This window comes from Nostoc cf. edaphicum LEGE 07299, assembly GCF_015207245.1.
Taxonomy (GTDB): domain Bacteria; phylum Cyanobacteriota; class Cyanobacteriia; order Cyanobacteriales; family Nostocaceae; genus Nostoc; species Nostoc edaphicum_B.
In genome coordinates this window covers 1-9535 of the sequence record NZ_JADEXF010000062.1, presented here as the reverse complement: position 1 = coordinate 9535, position 9535 = coordinate 1, and the positions used below count along the sequence as shown (strand labels likewise).

Annotated in this window: 13 protein-coding genes; 8 read left to right on the top strand and 5 right to left on the bottom strand. The window is 44.8% G+C overall.

Annotated elements, in window-relative coordinates; genetic code table 11:
• The coding region (locus tag IQ229_RS03160; protein WP_194041212.1) for a phycobilisome rod-core linker polypeptide at positions 1-721 on the top strand (721 nt) is incomplete at its 5' end.
• Here the strand turns inward: IQ229_RS03160 and IQ229_RS24410 are convergent.
• Entirely contained in the window at positions 718-843 is a 126-nt protein-coding gene (locus IQ229_RS24410; protein ID WP_265582945.1) for a hypothetical protein, read from the bottom strand. The genes IQ229_RS03160 and IQ229_RS24410 overlap by 4 nt on opposite strands.
• An 86-nt stretch (positions 844-929) precedes the next feature.
• Here IQ229_RS24410 and hemC point away from each other — a divergent pair, with 86 nt between their 5' ends.
• The 3 genes from hemC (at position 930) to IQ229_RS03145 (ending at position 4297) form a co-directional block, all read left to right on the top strand.
• The gene (gene hemC / locus IQ229_RS03155; protein WP_194041210.1) at positions 930-1901 is read left to right on the top strand and encodes a hydroxymethylbilane synthase; all 972 of its coding nucleotides are present in this window, start codon (positions 930-932) and stop codon (positions 1899-1901) included.
• A gap of 138 nt (positions 1902-2039) precedes the next feature.
• Positions 2040-3482, top strand: coding sequence for a glycogen synthase GlgA (glgA, locus tag IQ229_RS03150; RefSeq protein WP_194041208.1), 1443 nt, complete (start codon positions 2040-2042; stop codon positions 3480-3482).
• Between the two features lie 254 nt (positions 3483-3736).
• A complete protein-coding gene (locus IQ229_RS03145; protein WP_194041206.1) occupies positions 3737-4297 on the top strand; it encodes a sugar O-acetyltransferase in 561 nt (186 codons plus the stop codon).
• A 32-nt stretch (positions 4298-4329) separates the two neighbouring features.
• On the opposite strand, the gene IQ229_RS03140 is transcribed toward IQ229_RS03145, so the two are convergent.
• Together IQ229_RS03140 and IQ229_RS03135 are read right to left on the bottom strand one after the other, a co-directional pair.
• Positions 4330-5601: a HEAT repeat domain-containing protein gene (locus IQ229_RS03140; RefSeq protein ID WP_194041204.1), complete on the bottom strand. Its 1272-nt coding sequence runs from the start codon at positions 5599-5601 to the stop codon at positions 4330-4332.
• Positions 5602-5785: 184 nt separating this feature from the next.
• Positions 5786-5968 carry a hypothetical protein gene (locus tag IQ229_RS03135; RefSeq protein WP_194041202.1) on the bottom strand — a complete coding sequence of 61 codons (183 nt, stop codon included), beginning with the start codon at positions 5966-5968 and terminating at the stop codon, positions 5786-5788.
• Between the two features lie 250 nt (positions 5969-6218).
• Here IQ229_RS03135 and IQ229_RS03130 point away from each other — a divergent pair, with 250 nt between their 5' ends.
• From IQ229_RS03130 to IQ229_RS03115, 4 genes are all read left to right on the top strand, one after another.
• Positions 6219-6458 carry a hypothetical protein gene (locus IQ229_RS03130; protein ID WP_194041200.1) on the top strand — a complete coding sequence of 80 codons (240 nt, stop codon included), beginning with the start codon at positions 6219-6221 and terminating at the stop codon, positions 6456-6458.
• A gap of 32 nt (positions 6459-6490) precedes the next feature.
• A complete protein-coding gene (locus IQ229_RS03125; RefSeq protein WP_194041198.1) occupies positions 6491-7399 on the top strand; it encodes a HEAT repeat domain-containing protein in 909 nt (302 codons plus the stop codon).
• A 106-nt stretch (positions 7400-7505) separates the two neighbouring features.
• Positions 7506-7805, top strand: a complete 300-nt coding sequence (locus IQ229_RS03120; RefSeq protein WP_194041196.1) for a type II toxin-antitoxin system HigB family toxin — start codon at positions 7506-7508, stop codon at positions 7803-7805.
• Entirely contained in the window at positions 7789-8187 is a 399-nt protein-coding gene (locus IQ229_RS03115) for a helix-turn-helix domain-containing protein (RefSeq protein WP_194041194.1), read from the top strand. The genes IQ229_RS03120 and IQ229_RS03115 overlap by 17 nt, the downstream gene beginning before the upstream one ends.
• A gap of 51 nt (positions 8188-8238) precedes the next feature.
• Here IQ229_RS03115 and IQ229_RS03110 read toward each other — a convergent pair whose 3' ends face one another.
• Both IQ229_RS03110 and IQ229_RS03105 read right to left on the bottom strand, forming a co-directional pair.
• Positions 8239-8844, bottom strand: coding sequence for a HEAT repeat domain-containing protein (locus IQ229_RS03110; RefSeq protein WP_194041192.1), 606 nt, complete (start codon positions 8842-8844; stop codon positions 8239-8241).
• A 180-nt stretch (positions 8845-9024) separates the two neighbouring features.
• The gene (locus IQ229_RS03105) at positions 9025-9519 is read right to left on the bottom strand and encodes a globin family protein (protein WP_194041190.1); all 495 of its coding nucleotides are present in this window, start codon (positions 9517-9519) and stop codon (positions 9025-9027) included.
• Positions 9520-9535 lie beyond the last annotated feature (16 nt).

The following is a 9535-nucleotide window of genomic DNA, read 5'->3' as shown; positions in this document are numbered from 1 at the left end:
AAACTATTCCCCTTCATCTCGAAATCATCGTGTATCTGGATATGAAATTTTTGGCGATGAGCAACCTAGAATTTATACAACCGAATATCTGCAATCATCGCTAGAAATGGATGCCTTGATTAAGGCAGCCTATCGCCAGATTTTCCACGAACAACAGATGCTAGATAGCAATCGGCAAACCTGTCTAGAATCTCAACTGAAAACTGGCCAAATTACAGTCAGGGATTTCATTCGAGGGTTAGCAATATCTGATGCATTTCGGCGGCTCAATTACGAAAGCAATAACAATTATCGCTTTGTGCAGATATGCGTACAGCGCTTATTGGGTCGTGAGGTTTACAATGAACGCGAAAAACTAGCCTGGTCGATTGTGCTAGCGAGTAAAGGACTGCACAGGTTTATCGACGATTTGGTGGATAGTGAGGAGTATATGAGTAACTTTGGTTACAATACAGTTCCTTATCAACGGCGACGGATTTTACAAGGACGCTCTCTAGGAGAATTACCATTTGCCAGAATGGCTCGTTATGGCGAAGAGTATCGCGATAAATTACCGCTTCCCACGACGAAAAAGCAGGTTGAGCCTTTTAATTTACAAACCTTCTTACGCAGTTCTGACAGAGATGTGGTGTTATTGCTATTAGCTTCGACACTGGCACTGATTGTCTTGTTTAGTTTGCTGACTACATTTGGTTATTTCCCAAAATTTGGTGGTTACTAGCTGAAACTTGAGATGTAGCGATCGCCATTGTGAGCGATCGCAACATCCTCAATGCATAAAAATTCTATTATTTGAGATTTCACAAACAAGCTTTTGGTAAAGAATTGTAATCCAAAATCCAAAATCCAAAACCCAAAATTCGCATGAGTCCCTGACTACGGTAGTCTAGATAAAAGTGAATTTATCGCGTGCGATATTATATTGTTTTATGACTTCAGTTGTTTCTAGTCCCCCACGCACTATTCGGATCGGCTCACGCAAAAGCCAACTTGCTCTGGTTCAGACCTATTGGGTACAAGAGCAACTCCAGAAATCCTTTCCTGATATCACTTTTGAAGTCCACACCATGTCTACCCAAGGCGATAAAATCTTGGATGTAGCATTAGCTAAGATTGGCGATAAAGGACTTTTTACTAAAGAACTTGAACTCGGAATGATCAATCAAGAGATTGACTTTGCAGTTCATTCTCTCAAGGATCTGCCGACTCACTTACCAGAAGGGTTAACGTTAGCAGCAATTACTGAACGAGAAAACCCAGCAGATGCATTAGTGGTGCATGAAAAGCACAAAGATAAACAAATCGATACGTTGCCAGAAGGTGCGGTAATTGGGACATCTTCTCTACGGCGGTTAGCACAGTTACGCCACCATTTCCCTCACTTTACCTTTAAGGATGTGCGGGGAAACTTAATTACACGGTTGGCAAAACTGGATGCAGGTGAATACGATGCTTTGATTTTGGCAGCAGCAGGATTAGAGAGATTGGGAATGGGCGATCGCGTTCATCAAATCTTACCCAAAGAAATCTCCCTCCACGCGGTCGGACAAGGAGCTTTGGGGATAGAATGCCGTGCTGATGATAGTGAAGTGCTATCTCTACTCAAAGCAATTGAACATACCGAAACACGCGATCGCTGTCTCGCTGAACGATCTTTTCTCCGTTCTCTAGAGGGTGGATGTCAAGTACCTATCGGTGTAAATACAGAAATATCGGGTGAGAATTTAACTTTAACTGGGATAGTCGCCAGTGTAGATGGTCAAAAGTTCGTCAAAGATACCGTCACCGGGCTTGCCAACAATGCCGAAGCACTAGGCACAGAACTAGCAGAACTTTTGCGGCAACAGGGAGCGCAAGAAATTTTATCAGAAATTTTTGCGGTGATTCAGCGCGGTTCCTAAGCAATTGGGCAAGCCAATGTGATTAGATAAGAATTGATCGCCGTTGCACTAAATTATGTGCCAGACGCGACAATTCGCGTTGAGCGGGATTTCAAAAGGTTAATTTGACAATATAGACTCAGGGAAACAAAAATTACCATGCGGATTCTATTTGTTGCAGCAGAAGCAGCACCAGTTGCGAAAGTAGGAGGAATGGGTGATGTTGTCGGGGCATTACCCAAAGTCCTGAGAGAAATGGGGCATGATGTGCGGATATTCTTGCCTTACTACGGCTTCCTGCCAGACAAAATGGAAATTCCCCAAGAACCGATCTGGTGGGGAGATGTCATGTTCCAGCACTTCGCAGTATACGAAAGTGTTCTGCCTGGTACTGATGTTCCCTTGTACTTATTTGGACATCCGTCCTTCATGCCGCGCCGCATCTATTCTGGAGATGATGAAGATTGGCGGTTCACATTGTTTGCTAATGGTGCAGCCGAATTTGCCTGGAATTATTGGAAGCCAGATATTATCCATTGTCACGATTGGCATACAGGGATGATTCCCGTGTGGATGCACCAAGATCCTGATATCACCACAGTGTTTACCATCCATAACCTGGCTTATCAAGGGCCGTGGCGTTGGTATTTAGAAAAAATTACTTGGTGTCCCTGGTATATGCAAGGACACAACGTCATGGCGGCGGCGGTACAATTTGCCAACAAGGTAAATACAGTTTCACCCACCTATGCCGAGCAAATCAAGACAGCTACTTACGGTGAAACGTTAGAAGGTTTGCTGTCCTTTATTAGCGGTAAATTATCTGGGATTATCAATGGTATTGATACTGAGGTATATAACCCTGAAAATGACAAATACATTGAGCAAACCTTTACTACTGCTACTTTAGATAAACGCAAAGCCAATAAAATTGCTTTGCAACAAGAATTAGGATTAGAAGTCAACTCCAAAGCCTTTTTTGTTGGGATTGTTACCCGATTAGTGGAACAAAAAGGCATTGATTTGATATTGCAAATCCTCGATCGCTTCCTATCTTATACAGATGCCCAGTTTGTGCTGTTAGGGACAGGCGATCGCAACTATGAAACTCAGATGTGGCAATTAGCATCCCGCTTCCCCGGACGCATGGCAACTTACTTACTGTATAACGATGCCCTGTCTCGCCGGATCTACGCTGGTACTGATGCCTTCTTGATGCCCAGCCGTTTTGAACCATGCGGTATTAGCCAAATGATGGCTTTGCGCTACGGTTCTGTACCCATTGTCCGCCGCACAGGTGGACTAGTTGACACTGTAAGCCATCACGACCCTGAAAATGCTGCCGGTACTGGTTATTGCTTTGATCGCTATGAACCGCTAGACCTTTTCACTTGTATGATCCGAGCTTGGGAAGGCTTCCGTTTCAAACCGCAATGGCAAGAACTACAAAAACGGGGTATGAGTGAAGATTTTAGTTGGTATCAATCTGCTAAGGAGTACGTAAAGTTGTACAGGTCAATTTTCGGTTTGCCAGAAGAAGAAGAGGAGACACCAGAACCAAAGTTAGTTTTAAACGAAGCAGTCACCAATAGCAAGTCCTAAACAGCCAGTAGAGGCGTACAGATGTGCGTTTCTACTCCTAACTTTGAAGAACTCAAGTTGCTAGTTATGGATTCGGGCGATACCTTCTCTACGAGACGCTTCTCTTCTCCCAAGGGGAGACGCTACGCGAACGAGAGGCTTGTCTGCGACACGCTCCGCGAACGCCAACGCAAAACTTTTCGGTTTACTGAAATTGAAATCTGGTTTAGTGTTGTACTTCATGAACCTGCAATCTGTTGTAAAGAGGCGTTATTGTGCTTAGTGAACGCGAGAAGATGTTGGCGGGAGAGCTGTATAACAAGCTTGACCCTGAACTAGTCCGCGCTCGCGACCGGGCGCGGGACTTGTGTCAAGACCTCAATGCCATGCGCTTTTCCCAACACGAGGAGCGTCAGCGCATCCTCCAAGAACTGTTGGGCGCAGGAGGCGAGGACGTGTGGATACAGTCGCCATTCTTCTGCGACTACGGGTTCAACATACTCCTTGGGAAGAAGTGCTTCTTCAACTTCAACTGCGTTGTGCTCGATGTCTGCCAGGTCAAAATCGGAGATTACACATTGTTTGGCCCAGGGGTGCAGATTTATACTGCCACCCACCCGCTTAACGCAAAGCTGCGCCGCCAGCAAGAGTTCGGCAAGTCGGTAGAGATCGGCTCTGATGTGTGGGTCGGCGGCGCGGCTGTCATTTGTCCGGGCGTGACAATCGGTTCGGGGTGCGTCATCGGCGCGGGCAGCGTAGTCACCCACGACATTCCTGCCGGGGTGTTAGCTGCCGGCAACCCCTGCCGTGTTATCCGGGAACTAACGGATATCTAAGCTTAATATAACTCCTGAATTCTAACTTCTAACTATTGAGTACTTGTTGCTTTCGCCCTAATTAACCAATCACGATCGCCAGTGCAAATTTCCCGACCGGACGAGTCTCCTAAGCGGTCTAGCGCCAATAAACAAGCGTATTTCAAATCCCAAATCGGCGTATTGAGGCAAATTTTGAGTTCAAAAATTGCTCGTGAATCACCTAATTCACCAAGAGCGATCGCACATGCTGCACGAGATTTCTGAAACTGGGGTTCGCGGTTGTGCAGATTTTCTATTAATAAATCGTAGGCAGGAGCATATTTCAGCCAGCCGAAAAGTTTCATCACATGATAATGAGCGCCATAGTCGTTATATGCTTTGTCGCCATAAGTTACTAAAAGTGCTTGGGGTGCTTCTTGTGGATAGATATCTAGTAAGGTTTTTGTTGCTAAATAGCAACGTCCAAAATCGGTTTCGTAGAGTTCGTTAATCACAAAATCTAGAACAGGGGTAGCATCATACTCATGTACTAGATCGAGGTCGTTGGGGCGATCGTAGAGTACTTGCTCTAAGTAAGGTTGAATTTCTGTAAAAGTAATTTCACCACTGGGAACCCCTGCATCCAATAGCATCCGCAATGCTCGCAACCGGAACACCAAAGATACAGGACAACGAGCGATTTCTGGGATGGCTTTGTAGTAGCGGGAATCAATCAAATCTTGAATGCAACCTCGCCGTGCATTGACACTAGAACTTTGTAGTAGCGCTATCACTTCACTAATTTGGGAATAGTCATCTGTGAAGCGACAAACTGTAGCGATCGCCGCACTACGGGTAGGTTCATCCTCAACTTGGGTAAACTTCCGTACACGTTCAAGGGACGGACGATAATCAGCGTTAGCTAGAGTGTGGATAATGACTCGATAGATTTGACCTGGTTTATCAAGGAGTTGCGCTACCTCTTCGAGAATTTCTGGATCTCTAGTCCCGATTTCTCCGATCGTCCACACGGTATTTTCAACAGTATAAATATCATCATCTTTAAGGCATTGCCGAATTACAGGTAAAGCTGATTGTGCCTGCAATCGCCCCAGACTTTCCACAGCTTTGCGTCGGACAATGCGGTGGTCTAACTCATCAGGGTTACTAGTTTCAATCGCCCGCACCAAAGCCGCGATCGATTGCTCAGTCGGGAAGTTAATTAAATGGGAAACAGCAATATATTTATCAGAAGCGTCTTCGAGTTGTTCTAATGGTGTATCGATAATTGCGATCGCTTCTTCTTCTGTTAGCCCAAACATTTTAAAAAAACGTTTATCCATTGATCTATAAAATGGCTCTTGGATAATTGCTTTGAAGTCACTTTTACTATCGTACTAGGGACTGGCTACTAGTGATTGGGGACTGGGAAGATGAAGCGTAGACGGGGCGAGTACAAAATAACGAGGTAGAGCCAAACAAACCAAAAAACCGCATCATCGCCCTCAAAAAAACTGTACAAAAAAGCTATTCATCCTCATCTCCTGATGGTCGTTCGCTGTCACTTTGTTGGGTGTTCCACTCTAAAACAATACGCTCTAGCATTTCCGCCTGCGTACAGTTATTTACAGCAGCGTATTGCTTAATTAGCTCTCTGACGTTAGGACTAATATGACGTATATCTAGTGGGTTGTTTCTTGTCGTTTCCACGATCTTTTTCCAGAATGTAGTTGGGTTAAACTTTTGAAGATTTACATCAAAAAGCTTTACCAGTGGTAACGCGATCTGAGAAGATCATAATATATGCATTTGTCAGCTATTAGTTCAGTTGCCTCTTGCTAATTGTTCAGTTTTATGTAACAGCTAAATGTTAGTCTTTAGCGAGTAACCAAATACAAGCATTTTTGGGAACACCGATCGCACATCATTCATATAAACACATATTTAGGAAACCAAACTTATGGATGAAACCTCTGAACTCACAACAGCTAATCACATAACCGCTCAAGATGTAGCAGAAGTGATTGCAGAACTTGAGCAATATCGGGAACGTCTAGTTCAAGAAACTACGGAAACAGCAAAACGGGCTAAGTTGATGAGAGTAAGCGTTATGGCAAAACTGGAGCCTGAGCTTGCCAAGATTGATTCTGCCCTCCAAGAACTCCGTAATCAGCAGGCTGCCCTGAGTGGCAGCAACTAGTCATTTGTCTTGATAATTTAGCTAGAGATTATATGCTCAACTCCGAAACTCAATCCGGGGCAGATTCGTTAAATCTGTCCCATGCAGAAACTGATGCTTTATTTTCAGTAGTGAGCGAGCAATTAGCCTTAAACACCTTCAACTCAGATGACCAAGAGCTAATAAAGCAGATGGTTGAGAGTATGGCGGACTCACGAGGCATGGTTAGGTTGAGTTTTGCAGAGGCTTTGGGTAAAATCGGCAAACCAGCGACCCCTTTATTGATGGAAGCTGTGGCAAATCATCCCAACCCAGTTGTGCGGAGAGCCAGCGCCAAAACCTTGACACTCATTGCTGACCCGATCGCAGTTCCGACTTTGGTCAATGCCCTGTTAAATGATGAGGATATGGTGGTCAAAACCTCGTCGGTGGGAGGGCTTGCCAAAATAGGTGAGGCAGCTGTACCAGCATTGCTGAAAATCTTAGCCTCAACCGAGTATCCAGAAAGTGCCAAAGGTCATGCGGTATGGGCGTTAGGATTTATTGGGGCAGAAGCGAAGGAGCATTTATATCGAGAGATTAACTCCGACTCTGCTGAAGTTCGGGCTGCGGTGGTGGGTGCGATCGCTAAAATTGCTCAAGAAGGCACTCAAGAAGGAGCATTTAATATTTTAATTAATGCCCTCAACGACCCATCTGAAATTGTCCGGAGTGAAGCCGCCGCCGCTTTGGGTAGCCTGACTTATCGATCGGCAATTCCTAGCCTTGTTGAATTACTACATCATCCCGATTGGGAAACCCGAAAAGCAGCGGCTTTGGCATTGATGAAAATTGGCGACGGTGCTGCTTTAGAACCCCTGCAAGCCACATTAACTGAGGAAGAAGAAGCGGGGGTTCAGGCAGTGATGAAGTTGGCGATTTCTCAAATTGAGAGGCAGTTAGAGGAGGAAGCTTGGGAATAAGGCGATGGACATTTCTAACTTGACATTATACTCTCTTTTTGAGAGTATTTAAGCAGAAATTAGTTTTTCGTTGATCGAAGAATATAGACAAACAACGTAGAGACAAATGCATCTGATTGCGATTCGTAACCTCCGCATTGATGCTGCCCAGTACCCTGATGTTAAAAAGCAAGTTGACAACTGGTACGCAACCGTCAACAAAGTGGAATGGCAGAATTTGGAGGACGTTCGTCAGATTTATCGGGATGCTGAAGCGGTTGGAAATTTTACTGTCTTTAACATCAAAGGGAATGAATATCGTCTGATTGTTGGTATTGACTACCAAAACCAAACGGTTTATTACAAATACTTTCTAACTCATGCCGAATATAACAAAGGTAAATGGAAAAATGACCCTTACTTTTGACCAAGCTGCTTATAGTAATTTACTAGCTGAAGTCGCTCCCAAGGTGATTGAGACGGAAGAAGAGTATGATCGCGCCCTAGCAATAGCAGAGCGCCTAACATTTTGCAAAAACCGGACTCCAGAAGAGCAAGCTCTGCATAAGTTGATAGTAACCCTGGTTGAAGCGTATGAGGCACAGAACTATCCAATGGATGAATCTGCACCGCATGAAATTCTCCAACACATTATGGAAGTCAGTTGCACCCGTCAAGCGGACTTGGTGGGCATCATCGGGTCGAGCGGCGTGGTATCTGAAGTTGTGAACGGTAAGCGGTCGATTAGTAAGGCACAAGCTAAGGCACTCGGAAGTTACTTTAAAGTGAAACCCAGTCTGTTTATCTAATGTATTCCGCCCTATTGGGATTGATAAAAGTAGTTGTAAGAGCGATCGCTACTATCGGTTATATTTAATCACTTGATCTAATCGAGGCAAAGCGCTCACTGCTGACTCTCGAACATACGGATCGATAGATTCATCGTTTGTCAATGCCGTCAGCACTTCCACTCCGCGGATATCACCCATCGAACCGAGTGCATTGACGATCGCCACAGCCACTGCAACATTATCTATTTTTTTCAGAGCTTCAGCCAAAATCTCAAAGGCAGGAGATCCAATCTCACCCAGCGCCATTACTGATGCGATATAAACAACTGGATTTGGGTCATTAAGCGCTGTTTGCAATCCCTGTAAGCCCTCATTCGGGAAGGGAACGTCAGGATGATTAGCAGCAACCTGTGCTAGAGCTTTAGCACAACTACCCCGAATGGTTGCATTATCACTATTTACTAATGACTCTACCAGTAGCGGTACAGCATCTGTACCAATAGCACCCAGTGCTTTTACCGCAGCTCGACGATAGGTGACATCTTCTTCATCTAAAATACCCATCAGCCGAGGAATAGTATTTTCATCACGGACATTAGCCAGTTCCCACATGGCTCGTTCCCGCAAATTGGGATTGGGGTGTTTTAACTGTGCAAATAGAGAATCTATTGTCATAAAAGAAAATTTCCTTGTTTAAATCCCCCAAGTTCAATCATTAATTACGAATTACGAATTATTAACAACATAGGGACTCTTGGTCAATCACCCAACCTGATACAGGCAAAGCAACAGACTGAGAGTCCCTAAGTTTTAGAGTATGACGATCGCTCGTCTACGTCTAGTCAATCCCTATTACTATGAAAGGGAGTTGATTACGTAGTCGAGGAGATTGCGGAACTCAACCAACGCTTGAGGAGAGAAGTCGCGAGGAGCGCAAGCGCGATCGCGGGTGTAAGTCATTGCGGTAACATAAGGAGCTGTGGGCAGATTTAAAGAGCGATAAACTTCGCGAGCACCTGCAATACCCCATTCATCCAGAGGGCCAGTACCACCCACAACTAAGCTGTAGTTGATCAAGCGTAAGTAGTGCTTGATGTCGCGCAGGCACTTGTCTTTCTTAACTTGAGTGTCGCCAGCTTCACCTTCTTGGCTCAGGTAAGGATATTTCTTGAAGGCAGCATCATAAGCTTCCTTAGCTACGGCATCGATACCAGAAGCTAGCTTTTCAGCAGCTTCTAGACGAGCTGTAGCACGCTGAATGCTACCTTGAACTGATTCTAGATCGGAGGTGGTTGGAAAACGACCTGCTGCATCAGCAGATCCAATAACTGTAGTGATAACTGATTTCATTGCTTTTTATACTCTA

What these genes read in the sequence shown, in the direction of transcription:
- IQ229_RS03105 (WP_194041190.1), bottom strand. Translation starts at nt 9,519, where the DNA reads ATGAAATCAGTTATCACTACAGTTATTGGATCTGCTGATGCAGCAGGT.
- IQ229_RS03140 (WP_194041204.1), bottom strand. Translation starts at nt 5,601, where the DNA reads ATGGATAAACGTTTTTTTAAAATGTTTGGGCTAACAGAAGAAGAAGCG.
- IQ229_RS03110 (WP_194041192.1), bottom strand. Translation starts at nt 8,844, where the DNA reads ATGACAATAGATTCTCTATTTGCACAGTTAAAACACCCCAATCCCAAT.
- glgA (WP_194041208.1), top strand. Translation starts at nt 2,040, where the DNA reads ATGCGGATTCTATTTGTTGCAGCAGAAGCAGCACCAGTTGCGAAAGTA.
- hemC (WP_194041210.1), top strand. Translation starts at nt 930, where the DNA reads ATGACTTCAGTTGTTTCTAGTCCCCCACGCACTATTCGGATCGGCTCA.
- IQ229_RS03115 (WP_194041194.1), top strand. Translation starts at nt 7,789, where the DNA reads ATGACCCTTACTTTTGACCAAGCTGCTTATAGTAATTTACTAGCTGAA.
- IQ229_RS03120 (WP_194041196.1), top strand. Translation starts at nt 7,506, where the DNA reads ATGCATCTGATTGCGATTCGTAACCTCCGCATTGATGCTGCCCAGTAC.
- IQ229_RS03125 (WP_194041198.1), top strand. Translation starts at nt 6,491, where the DNA reads ATGCTCAACTCCGAAACTCAATCCGGGGCAGATTCGTTAAATCTGTCC.
- IQ229_RS03130 (WP_194041200.1), top strand. Translation starts at nt 6,219, where the DNA reads ATGGATGAAACCTCTGAACTCACAACAGCTAATCACATAACCGCTCAA.